Origin of the sequence: uncultured Selenomonas sp., from assembly GCF_963528755.1 — a bacterium.
Classification (GTDB): domain Bacteria; phylum Bacillota; class Negativicutes; order Selenomonadales; family Selenomonadaceae; genus Selenomonas.
The window spans coordinates 58,204-73,593 of record NZ_CAURXA010000001.1 but is presented as its reverse complement, the minus strand read 5'-3'; the positions used below and the strand labels follow the sequence as shown (position 1 = coordinate 73,593).

At 59.8% G+C, this 15,390-nt stretch carries 17 protein-coding genes; all 17 read right to left on the bottom strand.

The window, feature by feature from the left end; translation table 11 throughout:
• Positions 1-205: 205 nt before the first annotated feature.
• The 17 genes from tsf to RWS31_RS00290 all read right to left on the bottom strand — a co-directional run bounded on the left by tsf (position 206) and on the right by RWS31_RS00290 (position 15,355).
• Entirely contained in the window at positions 206-1,081 is an 876-nt protein-coding gene (gene tsf / locus RWS31_RS00370; RefSeq protein WP_314595210.1) for a translation elongation factor Ts, read from the bottom strand.
• Positions 1,068-1,790 carry a 30S ribosomal protein S2 gene (gene rpsB / locus RWS31_RS00365; protein ID WP_264918533.1) on the bottom strand — a complete coding sequence of 241 codons (723 nt, stop codon included), beginning with the start codon at positions 1,788-1,790 and terminating at the stop codon, positions 1,068-1,070. The genes tsf and rpsB overlap by 14 nt, the downstream gene beginning before the upstream one ends.
• Positions 1,791-1,937: 147 nt before the next feature.
• Positions 1,938-3,377: an Rne/Rng family ribonuclease gene (locus RWS31_RS00360; protein ID WP_314595208.1), complete on the bottom strand. Its 1,440-nt coding sequence runs from the start codon at positions 3,375-3,377 to the stop codon at positions 1,938-1,940.
• Positions 3,378-3,406: 29 nt separating this feature from the next.
• Entirely contained in the window at positions 3,407-4,090 is a 684-nt protein-coding gene (locus RWS31_RS00355; protein ID WP_314595207.1) for a TIGR03936 family radical SAM-associated protein, read from the bottom strand.
• Complete coding sequence (locus tag RWS31_RS00350) at positions 4,087-5,940, bottom strand: TIGR03960 family B12-binding radical SAM protein (RefSeq protein WP_314595205.1); 1,854 nt, start codon at positions 5,938-5,940, stop codon at positions 4,087-4,089. The genes RWS31_RS00355 and RWS31_RS00350 overlap by 4 nt, the downstream gene beginning before the upstream one ends.
• A 26-nt stretch (positions 5,941-5,966) precedes the next feature.
• A complete protein-coding gene (gene rodA, locus RWS31_RS00345; RefSeq protein ID WP_314595204.1) occupies positions 5,967-7,070 on the bottom strand; it encodes a rod shape-determining protein RodA in 1,104 nt (367 codons plus the stop codon).
• 15 nt (positions 7,071-7,085) lie between these two features.
• The gene (gene minE / locus RWS31_RS00340) at positions 7,086-7,364 is read right to left on the bottom strand and encodes a cell division topological specificity factor MinE (RefSeq protein ID WP_314595202.1); all 279 of its coding nucleotides are present in this window, start codon (positions 7,362-7,364) and stop codon (positions 7,086-7,088) included.
• Positions 7,357-8,160, bottom strand: a complete 804-nt coding sequence (gene minD, locus RWS31_RS00335) for a septum site-determining protein MinD (RefSeq protein WP_265071068.1) — start codon at positions 8,158-8,160, stop codon at positions 7,357-7,359. Before minD ends, minE begins: the two co-directional genes overlap by 8 nt.
• A gap of 10 nt (positions 8,161-8,170) precedes the next feature.
• Complete coding sequence (gene minC, locus RWS31_RS00330) at positions 8,171-8,863, bottom strand: septum site-determining protein MinC (RefSeq protein WP_314595199.1); 693 nt, start codon at positions 8,861-8,863, stop codon at positions 8,171-8,173.
• A gap of 110 nt (positions 8,864-8,973) precedes the next feature.
• Complete coding sequence (mrdA, locus tag RWS31_RS00325) at positions 8,974-10,758, bottom strand: penicillin-binding protein 2 (protein ID WP_399553721.1); 1,785 nt, start codon at positions 10,756-10,758, stop codon at positions 8,974-8,976.
• Between the two features lie 114 nt (positions 10,759-10,872).
• Entirely contained in the window at positions 10,873-11,373 is a 501-nt protein-coding gene (gene mreD / locus RWS31_RS00320; protein WP_314595195.1) for a rod shape-determining protein MreD, read from the bottom strand.
• The gene (gene mreC / locus RWS31_RS00315) at positions 11,370-12,440 is read right to left on the bottom strand and encodes a rod shape-determining protein MreC (protein ID WP_314595192.1); all 1,071 of its coding nucleotides are present in this window, start codon (positions 12,438-12,440) and stop codon (positions 11,370-11,372) included. The genes mreD and mreC overlap by 4 nt, the downstream gene beginning before the upstream one ends.
• Positions 12,437-13,477 (bottom strand): rod shape-determining protein, encoded by a 1,041-nt coding sequence (locus RWS31_RS00310; protein ID WP_314595191.1) that lies wholly within the window; start codon positions 13,475-13,477, stop codon positions 12,437-12,439. Before RWS31_RS00310 ends, mreC begins: the two co-directional genes overlap by 4 nt.
• 109 nt (positions 13,478-13,586) lie before the next feature.
• On the bottom strand, positions 13,587-14,276 hold the full coding sequence (gene radC / locus RWS31_RS00305) for a DNA repair protein RadC (protein WP_314595691.1): 690 nt from the start codon (positions 14,274-14,276) through the stop codon (positions 13,587-13,589).
• The gene (locus RWS31_RS00300; protein ID WP_314595189.1) at positions 14,257-14,829 is read right to left on the bottom strand and encodes a Maf family protein; all 573 of its coding nucleotides are present in this window, start codon (positions 14,827-14,829) and stop codon (positions 14,257-14,259) included. The genes radC and RWS31_RS00300 overlap by 20 nt, the downstream gene beginning before the upstream one ends.
• A gap of 12 nt (positions 14,830-14,841) precedes the next feature.
• Positions 14,842-15,114, bottom strand: a complete 273-nt coding sequence (locus RWS31_RS00295; RefSeq protein WP_314595188.1) for a DUF4321 domain-containing protein — start codon at positions 15,112-15,114, stop codon at positions 14,842-14,844.
• A 94-nt stretch (positions 15,115-15,208) separates the two neighbouring features.
• The gene (locus RWS31_RS00290; RefSeq protein ID WP_314595186.1) at positions 15,209-15,355 is read right to left on the bottom strand and encodes a hypothetical protein; all 147 of its coding nucleotides are present in this window, start codon (positions 15,353-15,355) and stop codon (positions 15,209-15,211) included.
• Positions 15,356-15,390 lie beyond the last annotated feature (35 nt).

Here is a 15,390-nt window from a genome sequence, read left to right as displayed (position 1 = left end):
ATCTTCCCATCTCGTTGCTTCTCTTCCCTATTCGACGAAGCTGGAAATAATCCTCTTCACTTTTCAGAAAACCGTCCTGCCGTTAGAGCTTCCTAAGGTGTTGTGTATTTGTACGACACCTTCCTGAAAATGGCAGGAAAAAAGCTGCCGCATAGAAACATTTTTCATCCATCGCCATGCAGCAGCTTTTCTTATTTCCAATCTCTTAGCCCTTGATCTGAGCAGCGACCTCAGCTGCGAAGTCTTCCGACTTCTTCTCAAGACCTTCGCCCAGCTCGAAACGAACGAAGCGCTCGACCTTGACATCGCCGAGAACCTCCTGAACTTTCTTGTCCGGATCCTTGACGAAGGGCTGCTCCAGCAGGCAAACTTCCTGATAGAACTTGTTGATGCGGCCCTCGACCATGCGCTCCACGATCTTCTCAGGCTTGCCCTCTTCAAGAGCCTGCGCGCGCAGAACTTCCTTCTCGTGCTCAAGGTCTTCCGCCTTCACGCCCGAACGGTCGATTGCCGTCGGTGCAGACGCTGCGATGTGCATGGCGACGTCCTTGCCGATCTCCGCCGTGCCGCCCGAAAGGTCAACGAGCACGCCGATCTTGCCGCCCATGTGGATGTAGCTTGCAATGCGGCCCGAAGCGTTCTCATAGCGCTCGAAACGGCGCAGTGAAATCTTCTCACCGATGCTCGCGACAGCTTCCGTGACGATTTCTGCCACCGTCTTGCCTTCAAGTGTGCTCGCATTCAAGGCATCCAGGTCAGTAGGATTCGTCTCTGCGATGTGCTTGGCGATCTTATCGCAAAGCGCATGGAACTTCTCCGTAACGGCGACGAAGTCCGTCTCGCAGTTGATCTCGACGAGCGCCGCAACCTTCGCATCGTCCGCGACATAAGCTGCGACGACGCCTTCAGAAGCGATGCGGCCGGCCTTCTTCTCAGCCTTCGCAATGCCCTTCTCGCGCAGGTAGTCGATCGCCTTGTCCATGTCGCCGTCGGTCTCCGTCAGCGCCTTCTTGCAGTCCATCATGCCTGCGCCCGTACGCTCGCGCAGCTCCTTGACCATCTTTGCGTCAATCTTTGCCATCTTGCGCCTCCTCGCCTGCACCGGCCTGACCCTGACGACCCTCGACGATGGCGCTCGCCATCGCGCTCGTCAAAAGGCGGACGGCACGGATCGCGTCGTCGTTGCCCGGAATCACATAGTCGATCTCATCGGGATCGCAGTTCGTGTCAACGATTGCGACGATGGGGATGTTGAGTTTTCTCGCCTCAGCGACGGCGATGCGCTCCTTGCGCGGATCAACGACGAAGAGAGCGCCCGGCAGACGGTTCATCTCCTTGATGCCGCCGAGGAACTTCTCCAGCTTCGTCATCTCGTGACGCAGCTGCAGGACTTCCTTCTTCGTCAGAACGTCAAACGTTCCGTCCTCTTCCATGCGCTCAAGATCCTTCAAGCGACGGATGCGCTTCTGGATCGTCTGATAGTTCGTCAGCATGCCGCCGAGCCAACGCTCGTTGACATAGAACATCTCAGCCTTCGTCGCCTCTTCCTTCACGGCGTCCTGCGCCTGCTTCTTCGTACCGACGAAGAGAACGCTCTTGCCCTCTTCCGCCAAGCTGCGAAGGAAGTTGTACGCCTCGTCAACCTTGCGCACGGTCTTCTGCAAATCAATAATGTAGATGCCGTTCCTCTCCGTGAAGATGTACTTCGCCATCTTCGGGTTCCAACGGCGGGTCTGATGTCCGAAATGGACACCGGCCTCCAAAAGTTGTTTCATAGAAACTACTGCCATAATTGGTGCACCTCCTGTTTTTTCCTCCGCGCCCCTCATCCTCTGCACCACTCCCAAAGGAGCACAGGGCAGACATCAGTGCGCGTGCGTTATATAGACACCGTGAAAAATTTTAGCATAGATGAGGCGGAAAAGCAAGTGGGAAAATCACTCTTCCTTGGGCAAGATCGTGTAGCTTTCGAGCGCCATGACGTCCTTAGCGACGACGGTCAGGCAAAGTGCGAGTTCGGCGGCGAGGTGCGCGAGCGGCTCGGCGGTTTCCACGGCGCGTGCGATGCGGCTCGCTACTTCGATCTCATAGGCGCCCGCGTGCGCCTTGCTCTCTAATCGGCGGATGTCGCGGCAGATTCGGATGGCGATCGTCTCGGGCGATTCGACCCTGCCTCGGCCGTGACAGTAAGGGCACGGGCTGTAGATGATGCTCTCCAAGTTTTGCCGCGACTTCTTGCGCGTGATCTCGATGAGGCCGAGCGCCGTGATGTCGACGATATTCGTCTTCGTGCGGTCGAAACGCACGCGGTCGCGCAGGAAGGTGAGGAGCTTTTCCTTCTGCTCGTCCGTGTCCATGTCGATGAAGTCGACGAGGATGATGCCGCCGATGTCCCTGAGGCGGATCTGCTTCAAAATTTCTGCCGCCGCTTCGAGGTTCGTGCGGTAGACCGTGTCGCCGAGGTTTGCCTTGCCGACGTAGCGCCCCGTGTTCACGTCGATGGCGGTCAGCGCCTCCGTCTTGTCGATGACGATCGAGCCGCCCGAGGGAAGCACGACCTCGCGCTCGCCGAGGCGCTCGATTTCTTCCTCCACGCCGTAGCGGCGGAAGAGCGGCTCGCGTTCCTCGTAGAGATGGACTCTTTGTGTAAGCTCAGGCGAGATGGATTCGACGAGTTCCTTCACGCGGCGGCAGGCGTCAGCATCGTCGATGTAGAGCGCATCAATCTCTTCTGTGAAGGAGTCGCGCACGAGGCGCACGATGAGGTCGGCGTCGCGGTAGAGGAGCGCCGGCGCCTTCGCCATCTTGTTCTTCGCCTCTAGCGTCTGCCAGAGGCGCACGAGGCGGTCGACGTCCTCCTGGAAACTCTCCTCCGTCTGCCCGTGCGCCGCCGTGCGAATGATGAGTCCCATGCCCGCCGGGCAGATGCGCGCGGCGATCTCCCGAAGCCGCATGCGCTCAGCCTCGCCCTCGATGCGCCGCGAGATGCCGATGTAGGCGGCCGTCGGCATGAGCACGACGTTCCTGCCCGGAATCGACAGGTGCATTGTCGCACGCGGACCCTTCGTGCCGATGGCGTCCTTCGTGATTTGTACGGGAAGCCGCTGGCCGATATGGATGCGTGCGGCGGGCGTCGTTTTCTGTGCGCCCCCGTGCGGCACGCCGTCGCCGATGTAGAGGAAGGCGTTCTTCTCCCAGCCAATGTCGACGAAAGCCGCCTGCATGCCCGGCAGGACGTTCTGCACCTGTCCCTTGTAGATGTTGCCGACGAGATGCGACTGCGACTCGCGCTCTACCTCGACTGCCAGAAGCTCGTCGCTTTCCACGATCGCCATGCGCGTCTCTTCGGGGGCGCAGTTTACAAGAATGGTTTTCATCACATCAACTCCATCGATGAGTATCGGTCTTACGATTCGATCAAGGTGAAAAGGTCTTTGCCGCCCGAAAGGAGCGCCGTGCGGCAGATCTCGGCCTCCCTCGGCTCGACGGCGAGACCGAAGTCGTGCGCCAGAAGCCCGATCGCCTCGCCAGGCTTCAGACTGCCCTCAGGCGTGACGGCGATGGCGAGGAAGAGCAGAAGGCGGCCGCCCTCTTTTTCGACGCGGATTTCCTTCAGGTACGCTTTCACTTCGACCTCGCGCGTCTTCTTCGGCAGGACGCGCCGATAGATGACCTCGGACGCGGCGAAGAAGGCGGCGACGCTGCGCCGCGCCTCCTCCTCTGTGCCCGCATAGGGCACGCGCACGCGGTACTCGGCGCGGTCGACCGCTGCCATCAGCGACTTCGCCTTGCCCTCGTACGGGACGAGGCGACCGAGGCGAACGCCCGGCGGCAGGGCGGCGGCGAGTCTGTCCCACGCCTCGGGCTGCGCGACGGGGCGCGAAAGCTCCACGTCCATGACCTCCGCCTCGCTCGTCACACCCACGGCGAGCGCCGAGGCGAACGAGAACTTCATGTGCGGGTTGAACCCCTCCGAATAGGCAACGGGCAATTTGGCGCGGCGGATCGCCCGCTCGATGAGCGCAGCGTAATCGAGATGGGAGATGAAGCGGATCTCCTCGCCCTTCGTCAAGAGTGCGCGCAGTTTCATGCTTCTCCCCTCCAATCGACGACGTCGCAGCCAAGCTCGGGACAGACGCCGCAGCCCGTACACGTTTCGCGCCGGCAGTCATGCGTGAGCGCCGCCTCCTCTGCACGCTGCCACTCGCGGCGCAAAAAGTCCTCAGACACGCCGGGACTCGTGTGCGCCCACGGCAGGACTTCTTCCAGATCGCGCGTGCGCTGGCTGTAGAACTCGGGCGCAACGCCGCAGCGGCGAAAGGCGTCCTTCCAGACTTCGTCTTTGAACTGATCCGTCCAGCCGTCGAACTTCGCGCCGTTTCGCCACGCCGTCTCGATGACGGCGGAGAGCCTGCGATCGCCGCGTGACAGCGCTCCTTCAAGGACACTCGCGCGTGCGTCATGGTAATGGAACGAAATCGCGCGGTCGCGTATGCTCTCCTTCAAGAGCCGCTGCCTGCGCTCGAATTCTTCCTGCGGCACCTGCGCAAACCACTGGAACGGCGTGTACGCCTTGGGCACGAAGCACGAGACGGACACCGTGACCTTGACGCCGCGCTTCCCCTTGACTTCCTTGTAGCAGTCGACAACTTTCTGCGCGAGTTCTGCGATGCCGACGATGTCCTCGTCCGTCTCGGTCGGCAGCCCCATCATGAAGTAGAGCTTGACCGCCTTCCAGCCCTGCTCGAACGCCGTGCGCACCGAGTGCAGCAAGTCGTCTTCCGTCACGTTCTTGTTGATGACGTCGCGCAGACGCTGCGTACCCGCTTCGGGCGCAAACGTCAGGCCGCTCTTTCGCACCTGCTGCAATCGCTCGGCGATGTCGACGGAGAAGCTGTCGATGCGCAAAGACGGCAGGGAAAAGCTCACGCGCTCACCCTGAGTGCCGGCAAGAAGCCCGTCGACGAGCGGCGAGAGGCACGAGTAGTCGGCGGACGAGAGCGACGTCAAGGACATCTCGTTGTAGCCCGTCGAATCGAAGAGCGTGCGCGCCAGAGATTCGAGCGTCTCGGGACGGCGCTCGCGCACGGGGCGGTATGCCATGCCCGCCTGACAGAAGCGGCAGCCGCGTGTGCAGCCGCGGAAAAGCTCCAGCATGAGGCGGTCGTGCACGATGCCGAGGTACGGCACGACGGGCTTTTCCAAAAAGGGCGCGGCATCGAGATCCTTGACGACGCGCCGATAGATTTGCGGCGAAGCCGCCTCATCGAGGACGCGAAGCCCCGTGAACATGCCCCGCGCATCGTACTCGGGCGCGTAAAAGGACGGCACATAAATTCCCGGAATCCGCGCAGCGCGGCGCAGGAAACCGCGCCTGCCGTCCAGGCGACCCTCCTTCTTCCAGGCAATCAAGGCGTCGCACACCTCGACGACGATTTCCTCGCCGTCGCCGAGCACGAAGAAGTCGAAGAAGTCGGCGATCGGCTCCGTATTGTATACGCAAGGGCCGCCGCCGATGACGAAGGGCTGCTCGTCCGTGCGCTCCGCCGCATGGAGCGGCAGCCCTGCGAGGTCAAGCATGTTGAGCGTGTTCGTGATGAGAAGTTCGTACTGCAGCGAGAAGCCAAGGATGTCGAAGGAAGAAACCTCCTGGAAGGTTTCGAGCGAAAAGAGCGGGATGCCGCGGCGGCGCATTTCCTCTTCCATATCGAGCCAGGGCGCATAAACACGTTCCGCCGCGATGTCATCGCGGCGGTTCAAAATCTCATAGAGAATCTTCAGCCCGAGGTTTGACATGCCGACCTCATAGACGTCCGCCATCGCGAGCGCGATGCGGCAAAGGACGGCGGCGGAGGCCTTCGGCTGCGCGTTCCATTCACCGCCCGTATAGCGTGCGGGTTTCTCGACAGCCTGAAGCATCTCCTGTTCCAACTTGACCATAAATCCTCCCTGGAATAATTCCTCTCTCAGAATACAAATTTTGCCTTGCGCATGTGGATGTTGAGCAAGATCGTGATCGCGATTAAGTTCGTCGTCAGCGAACTGACGCCGTAGCTCATGAGCGGCAGCGGTATGCCCGTGACGGGCATGATGCCCGTCGTCATGCCGACGTTGACGAGCACATGAAAGGCGAGCATCGAGGTGATGCCGACGGCGAGCAGCCGACCGAAAGTGTCGCTCGCGTCACGCGCGATCTTCACGCCGCGCCAGAGCACGACAAGGTACAAAAGGAGCAGCGCCGACGCACCGACGAAGCCCAGTTCCTCACCGACAACGGCGAAGATAAAATCCGTGTGGTTCTCAGGCAGGAAGTTCAGCTGACTCTGCGTACCGCCGAAAAGCCCCTTGCCGAAGATCAGCCCCGAGCCGATAGCGATTTTCGACTGAATGATGTGATAACCCGAGCCAAGCGGGTCGACGCTCGGATCGAGAAAAACCTTGAGGCGCATCTTCTGGTAATCCTTCAAAAAGAGCCAGAGGAGGGGCGACGCCGCTATGCCCGCCGCAAACCCTGCTGCAAGTATACGAAGGTTCACGCCCGCGACGAACATCATGCCCAAGAGAATGGCGATGAAAACGAGCGACGTGCCGAGATCGGGCTGCTTGAGGACGAGGAAGAACGGCAGCGCCACATAGCCGACGACGGGCAGGATGTCGCTTACGGTATTGAGTTTTCCCACGCGATCCTCCAGCATGGCGGCGAGCGCGATGATCATAATGATCTTCGAAAACTCCGACGGCTGCAGAGTGATGGGGCCGAGCTGAATCCATCGCTGTGCGCCGAGCGCCGTCTGTCCGATGATCATGACGAGGAGAAGCATGACGGCATTGAAGATGTAGAGATTCTTGCCATAGTTCTGCAGTGCCTTGTAGTCAAAGTTCATGAGGAATATGGCGAAGAGCACGTTCAAGACGACGAATACGCCCTGCTTCTGCACGAACCAGTAGTGATCGCCGCCCGCCGTATTGATGTGCGTGGCGCTGCCGATGACGATGAGGCTCATGACGATGATCGCCGCCGTCGCACCGATCAACGTGAAGTCCATGCGCCTGAGCCAACGCTTGTTCATTTTCCCCTGCTCCTCCTAGCGTCTGTTACTTTCCTTGGGCTTCATTCGGCTCACGGGAATGTTCGCGATGAGCGCGACGGAATCTTGGTCGTTGGCGAGCGAAATCTCCATGTCCTTCTGATTGATCTCCACATAGTTGGAAATGACGTGGATGATGTCGGTCTTGATCTTGTCCATGACCTCGGGTGAAACGCTCAAGCGATCATGAATCAGAACGACCTTCAGACGATCATGGGCGATCTCGCGCGACGACTTGCCAGACTTGCCGAAAATCTTGAGCAAAGCTTCAATCATCACGCTTCCCCCTTCCGAGGATCATGTTCTTGAGCCGCTGCAGAAAGCTCTCGTTCGGTGCCTCGAGGAAGGGCACGTCCTCGCCCATGATGCGCGAGACAACATTGGCATATGCCTTGCCCGCGAGCGAGTTCGCATTGTCAATGACCGGCTCGCCGCGGTTCGCCGAATCGATGACCTTCTCATCGTCGGGAATCTGTCCGATGCACGGCAGGGACAGGATGTCATTGATCGCATCCATGTCGAGCATCGTGCCGTCCTTGACCATCTGCGAGCGAATGCGGTTGACGACGAGCTTGATCTCCTTGCCGTCGTTCTGCAGTCTGCCGATGATCTTGTCGGCGTCGCGCACGGCGGCGATCTCGGGCATCGTGACGACGATCGCCCAATCCGCTGCGATGACCGCCGTCTGGAAGCCCTGCTCGATGCCCGCCGGGCAGTCGACGAGGATGTAGTCGAACTCTCCCTTCATCTCAGTGATGAGTTCCTTCATCTGCTCGGGTTCGATCGCCGACTTGTCCGCGACCTGTGACGTCGGCATCAAGAAGAGCGTCTCATACTTCTTGTGGCGCACGAGCGCCCGCTTGTACGTTGTGCGCTTCTGGATGACGTCGACGAGTGTATAGACGATGCGGCGTTCGAGTCCTAGGAGCAAATCGAGATTCCTGAGCCCCGTATCGGTGTCGATGAGCACGACCTTCTTGCCGCGCTTCGCGAGTCCCACGCCAATATTCGCTGTGGTCGTCGTCTTGCCGACTCCGCCCTTGCCTGAGGTGATAACGATAACTTCTGCCATCGGCTGCTTCCTACCTTTCTATCGGTTCAATCACAATTCGTCCATCCTGCACGCTCGCCCTTTCGGCAAGCTCCGGCTTCTCATACTGCTCGGGTGACTGCGCTATGACGTCAGCGATGCGGATCTGCACGGGCATCAAGTGATCCGCGATGATGATAGCATCCCTGTCGCCATAGGCACCCGCATGGACGATGCCGCGGCAGGTGCCGCGTATGTCGATGCTGCCGCCCGCGATGACTTGCGCACCGGGGTTCACATTGCCGAGAATGAGGACCGAGCCTTGGCTCTGCACCTCCTGTCCGCCGCGAAGCGTGCGGTTCACGACGAGCATCTGCACGTCCTTCTTGTCCGCGTCCGGCTCTTTCTTCATCTCGGGAGACTCCGCCTTCTTCCTGCCGAGGACGACTCCCGCCCGCGCCGCCCCGCTCACCGCACTGACGACAGGCTTCTGTGCATCAGCTTCTTCCTTCATCTCACGGAAGTATAAACCGTGCTGCAGGAAGAGCTTCTTCAGAGCGAGGCTTTCCTTCGCCGTGAACGTCCCCGTGCGCCACTCGATGACCGTGCCGCGCCGGAAGAAAAGGGCGCTCGTTTCCAGCTTTTCACGAATCTCGCGCTCAACAGCAGAGAACTCGGGCTTTCCCACCAGCACGAGCAGGAGCCCCGTCTTCAGCCCCTTAAACAATACGCTTTCTTTCTCCATGATTTCCTCGCTTTTACATGCGCGTGCGGCGATGCGCCGCACGCGGGATCCGAGGAGCGACTCCGATACCTCTGACGGAGCCGTTTCTCCTTTCTTTCCTCTCCATTATATCAAGATTTCTGCCGCGCCGCCACTTCTTGCCGAACAGCTTTGACTTCGGGCGTATCGAGATTGAACGCTGCGTCGAGAATCTTCTTGCCGATCGGCACGGCTGACAGAGAGCCGAAGCCGCCCTGCTCGACGATGACCGCAACGACGATCGTCGGATTATTGAACGGCCCGTAGGCGACGAACCAACCGTGGTCGCGCCCGTGCGAGTTCTCCGCCGTGCCCGTCTTGCCCGCGATATCGACAGGATACTTCGCGCCAAAGGCCGCCGCCGCCGTGCCGTACTTCGTAACGTCCCTGAGTCCCTGCTGCACGAGCGCGATGACCTCTGGGCGCACATCGAGTCTGCCGATGCGCTTGGGCTTTATCGTCTCGACCGTATTGCCGTCAGGTCCTACGATGCGCTGCACGAGATGCGGTTGATATCGGTCGCCGTTCGCTGCAATCGTCCCCATGATGGCAGCCGCCTGCAGCGGCGTCACAAGGTCGAATCCCTGCCCGATCGCCGCATCAAAGGTCTCCGACAGATACCAGTCGTCCTCGTAGACCTTCTTCTTGTATTCACGGCTCGGCACGAGACCTTCGGCTTCGTAGGGCAGGTCGATGCCCGTCTTCGAACCGATGCCGAACATGCGCGCGTACTCGCCCAGACGGTCGACGCCGAGGCGATTGCCCATCTCGTAGAAGTAGACGTTATCCGAGTGGGCAAGCGCCTGGATGAAATTGATCGGTCCGAGCGCTTCGCCGCCCGCATTTCCCTTTGGGATGATCCAATGACGTCCCGAGTCGTAGATGATCTCATTCGGCGAGACGACGTTTTCTTGCAATGCGGCTGTGCCCGTGACAATCTTGAAGGTCGATCCTGGCGGATACTCGCCCGTGATCGCCTTGTTATCCATCGGATGATACGGGTTCTCGTTGATGACTTTCCAATCCTTCGTCGATATGCCGTTGACGAAGAGGTTAGGATCGAAGGACGGGCGGCTCACGAGGGCGAGCACCTCACCCGTCTGCGGATTCATGACGACGGCCGCCGCCGCATTGGCACCGATGGAGGAAAGCTGCTGATCGATGGCGCGTTCGGCGGCAACCTGGATCGTCGCATCGATCGTGAGAACGAGGTCGTTGCCCGCGACCGGCTCCTTTGTACCGAGATTATTCACGGGCTTGCCCGCGACATCAACCTCGACCTGCCTGCCGCCGTCCGTGCCGCGCACCGTCTTGTCGTAGACGCGCTCCAAGCCAAACTTGCCGACGATGTCGCCTGACTTGTAGCCTTCCGCCTTGCGCTTTTCCAGCTCCTCGTTGCTGATCTCGCTGACGTAACCGAAGACGTGCGCCCCCCACGTCTTGTAGACGTAATCGCGGATCGGCTGCGCCTCAATCATGACGCCCGGGTACTTGTCGCGCTGTTCCTCGATGATCGTATAAACTTCCGGTCCGATATCCTGCTTGATGCGTATGGGATCGAAGCCGACATGCGCGTCAATCTTCTTGTGGATCTCTTCCGTCGGCACATGAAGGAGCACGGACAATCGCTCGATGACGTCCTCGGGAATCGTACCCGACAGTGGCAAGAGCGACACGGTGAAGCTCGGGCGGTTCATGACGAGAGGCGTGCCGTTGCGGTCGAAGAAATTGCCGCGCGGTGCTACGCTAGGAATGATGCGAATGCGGTTGCCGTCCGCAAGGCTCGCATAATAGTCGCCGTCGTAGATCTGGAGATAGACGAGCCGCAGCAGAAGCACGGCGATGACGGCAACGATGACGCCGCCGAGCACGTGCATGCGCCCTGCATACTCGTTTTCATTTTCTTCCAAAGGTATATCTCCCCATTCAAACAAGAAGACGCCCCGCAAGGCGCCTTGATCTTTTCCCTGAGAGGCGCTGCGCTCCGGCCGCTACTTCCGCCGCTCCAGCCACGACCGCATGCGACTCGCCGCGCGATAGACGGGATAGGCGAAAAGAACGTTCCAGCAAAGCGCCGGAAGAAGTGTCTTAACAACGTAGAGCAGACTGAAACCATAGCCGAGAAGCAGCATGAGAACGAGCACAAGGAAATAGTGCGCGGCCGTCGCCCACATCGTCGACATCGCAGGCAAAAACACGGGGTCCTTGAACACGTTGCGCGAAAAGGCGCCCGTGGCATAGCCAATGATCGTCAAGGCGAAGACGTCCATGCCAAAGAACATGCCTGTGGTGAGATCCTGCAGAAGCCCCGTCATAAAGCCCAGAAAAGCACCACGACGCGCTCCATAAAGGAGGCTCCACGAAACGGTCAGAACCAGCATGAGGTTCACTGAGACACCGTTCCAGGAAAATATGGAAAAAAATGAGGTCTGCAGGATGAAGAGCGCGATCACGAACGCAAGCCAAAAGAAGATCCTGCGGTAGCTGATCATGGCCGCGCACCTGCCTCGCGCTTCTGTGCGCCCTGTGGCTGCACGGCAGGCTGGACGTTCTGCTGTTTCGCTGGCTGCTTCGGCTGCGCTGGTGCAGCTGGCTGAGAAGGAGCAGGCTGTGCAGCAGCACGTTTCGCCTCTTCAGCCGCCGCCTTCTCCGCCGCCGGATCCGTCTCTGTGCCCGGCGTCTGCGCAGGCGGCGTGAACGGAGCGGGCGGTGCTTCGCGCGATGCCACGATGACAGCAACATCCTCCAAACGTTGGAAGTCGACGGCGGGCTCTAAGACCGCATACTTCAACAGGCCACCCTCGTCGTTCTTCAACGCCTTGACCGTGCCAACGAGGAGACCCTTCGGATAGACGCCGCCGTAGCCTGACGTCACGACGACATCGTCCTCGACGACATCGGCGGACTTCGGGATGTTTTTCATGCGCGGCATCAGAGGATTGGCTGGATCGCCCTCGACGATGCCCGCGACGCGCGACTCCTGCCGCTGCACGATCGTGCCGACGGCGGCACGCGGATCGAGGATCAGGCGCACCTTCGAGGAGTACGGCGCAGCCTCGATGACGACGCCGACGAGTCCCTTCTCCGTCACAACGGGCATGTTCTCATGCACGCCGCTCGCCGTACCGCGGTCGATGACGATGACGCCCGACCATGTCGCATAGTCGCGTCCGATGACGCGAGCCGCCACGAGGTCAAACTGCGTCTTCGTCTGCTTGTAGCCGAGAAGCGCCTTGAGGCGTGCATTTTCAGCGAGCGCTTCGTTCGCTTCGAGATTCTGCACGCGCAGCCCCTCCACCTCGTTCTTCAGCATACGATTCTGGTCGTAGACGTAATAGACTTCCCAAAACTCCGTACCAAGGCTGTGGATCTTGTCTCCCACCCAGGCCGTCACGGACTGGAAGGGACGCAGCACCGTCGCGGCGGCGCTGCTCAGGAACGGGGACTGAAACCTGCCCTTTCCTGCAAAGAACACGAGGCAGAGGACGCAGACGAGCGAAACGAGGAGCAGCCAGACCTTGCGGTTCGAGTCCTGGTCGTCTCTGCGTATGCGGCTCATTGTCTCAACTTCTTAGAAATCATCACGACACGTTTTAGAAGTTCGATGTTTTCAAGCGACTTGCCCGTGCCTTCGCCGACACAGGACAAGGGGTCTTCTGCGATAAGGACGGGCATGCCCGTCTCGTGGCTCAGCAGCTTGTCGAGATTCGTCAGGAGCGCACCGCCGCCCGTCATCATGATGCCGTGATCCATGACGTCGGCCGCCAGCTCCGGCGGCGTCCTTTCTAGCGTGCCTTTGACGGCGTCGACGATCTTGTAGATCGGCTCGTTCAAGGCTTCCCTGACCTCGCTCGCTCGAATCGAAAGCGTTTTCGGCAATCCGCTGACGAGGTCGCGTCCGCGAATGTCCATTTCGCGGTCAACATCGGGCGTCACGATGGCGGAGCCGATCGCGATCTTGACTTCCTCCGCCGTGCGCTCGCCGATCATGAGGTTGTACTGGCGCTTGATGTACTGCACGATGGAAGAGTCCATCTCATCGCCGCCGATGCGAATTGAGCGGCTCGTGACGATGCCGCCGAGCGAGATGACAGCGATCTCCGTCGTACCACCGCCGATGTCGACGACCATGCTTCCCGTCGCTTCCTCGACGGGAAGCCCTGCACCGATCGCCGCCGCCATCGGCTCTTCGATGAGGTAGGCTTCACGCGCTCCCGCCTGCTGCGCCGCATCGATGACGGCACGTTTTTCGACCTCGGTCACGCCCGAAGGCACACCGACGACGACGCGCGGGCGCACGAAGGACTTCGTATTCATCGACTTTCGGATGAAGTACTTGAGCATCGCCTGCGTCACGTCGAAGTCGGCGATAACGCCGTCCTTCATCGGACGGATGGCGATGATGTTGCCTGGCGTCCTGCCAATCATGCGCTTCGCGTCCTCACCGACAGCGAGCACCTCACCGTTCTCACTCTTTATCGCTACGACAGACGGCTCGCGCAGAACAATGCCCCTGCCTTTCACATGCACCAATGTATTCGCGGTTCCAAGGTCGATGCCCATATCGCGGGACAAGCCACCAAAAAGACTCCACATGTTGAAATAAAACTCCCTTCTCTTCACACGCATCCCATAAACACGTCTGCAAAAATCTGTCAAAAAGCCTTGTCAATCATAGATATAAGGGCTGATGAAGATACGAGTTCTATTGTATCATACCTTCTTCTTTTAGGGAAATAAATTTATCATAACCTACGATGACGTGATCGAGCACGGGAATATCCATGATCTCTCCCGCCTCCACCATACGGCGCGTCACGGCGAGATCCTCGCCGCTCGGCGCAGGGTCGCCCGACGGATGATTGTGGACGAGGATGACGGCCGCCGCCGATTGCTCGATCGCCGCCTGGAACACCTCGCGCGGATGAACGACGGAAGATGTGAGCGTTCCCACGGAAATCGTCTTCAGCGCAAGAATATGATTCTTCGCGTTCAAAAGCAGCACGGCGAAGTGCTCCCTGCGCTCGAAGCGAAAGCGCGGCATGACATAGGAAGCGGCATCCGCTGGGCCGTGCACGATCATCCGCTCCTCCGCCGCCTTGAGCGCGAGGCGGCGTCCGAGTTCAACGGCGGCGAGGATCGTCGCCGCTTTCGCCATGCCCACGCCCTTGATGGACGAAAGCTCTTTCGCGCTCATCTGCGTGATGGCGGCGAGTCCGCGCTCCTTGTAGAGTGCGAGCACCTTCTCGGCGACGCGGAGCACCGAGTCGTCCTTGACGCCCGTGCGCAGGAGGACGGCGAGAAGTTCCGTATTGGAAAGGCTCGCCGCGCCCTCAGCCAAAAGCCTTTCGCGCGGCCGCTCGTCAGCGGGCAGATCACGCACGAGAAGCGCCATAGAGATCGACCCCCGCTCTTTCTGCAAGATGCGCCGCCGCATGAAGCGGCAGACCGACGACATTCGAGAACGAGCCTTCGATGCGTTCGACAAAAACGGCGGCACGCCCCTGCACGGCATAGGCGCCCGCCTTGCCCAGAGGCTCGCCCGTAGCGACGTAACGCGAGATCGTCTCTTTTGAAAGCGCGGCAAAAAAGACGCGCGTCTTCTCAACCGTCGAGAACTCTTGGCCGCCCCTGCACCAGGCGACGCCCGTCAGAACGTCGTGCGCACGCCCCGAGAGCGCGGCGAGCATCTCGTGCGCCTCCCTCTCGTCTGCGGGCTTGCCGAAGATGCGCCCGGCGAGCGCGACGACGGTATCAGCGCCAAGCACGGGAAGCGCCGCGTGCGCCGCCACAGCGCGTGCCTTGGCGAGCGCATTGACGCGGACAAGCTCCTCCGCTGTCTTCGCCTCGCGCACTTCTTCAGCCTCGCTCACTTCCACGCGGAACGAGGCGCCAATCTGCGTGAGGAGATCGCGACGGCGCGGCGAAGCCGATGCCAGGATGAACATGAATATTCCTCCTCAATAGCGTCGGAAAAGAATAAGTGCGACGATGACGCCGACGAGACTCATGATGTTCGGCGTGAAAGAAAGGCCGAAACTGACGCTGACGACAAAGAGATCGATCACCACGGGCGCCAAGACGAACGCCGGATGCGTCTCGGAAAGAAGCGGCGCAATTGAAGAAAGCGCCTCCACGCCGCGCAGAGCCTCACCCAAGAGTCCGCCAAGCACCGCGCCGGTAAAAACAAATACGGCGCACATGCCGAAGCCGCGCCCCGAAGAAAATTTCACAGAAAATCCCTCCAAAGGAAACACCGCTTGCCTCGACGATTCAGAGAATCGCTGATCCCTTCAACCGCTCATTTTTGCGCCCATTTTTGCACATTCAGGCGACTTCATTTATCAGCGATCCCTCAGCGAATGCATCGACAGTCAAACGGCGCTGCACAATGATTTTAATTGCTCCTGCCTTTTTTCTAGCCACGCGGCATAAATCCTGCTCGACTAAGGTCATTTCTTTCGCGTATCGCACAAAAAGAAAGCCTCCCCCACAGGCGAGGGAGGCAA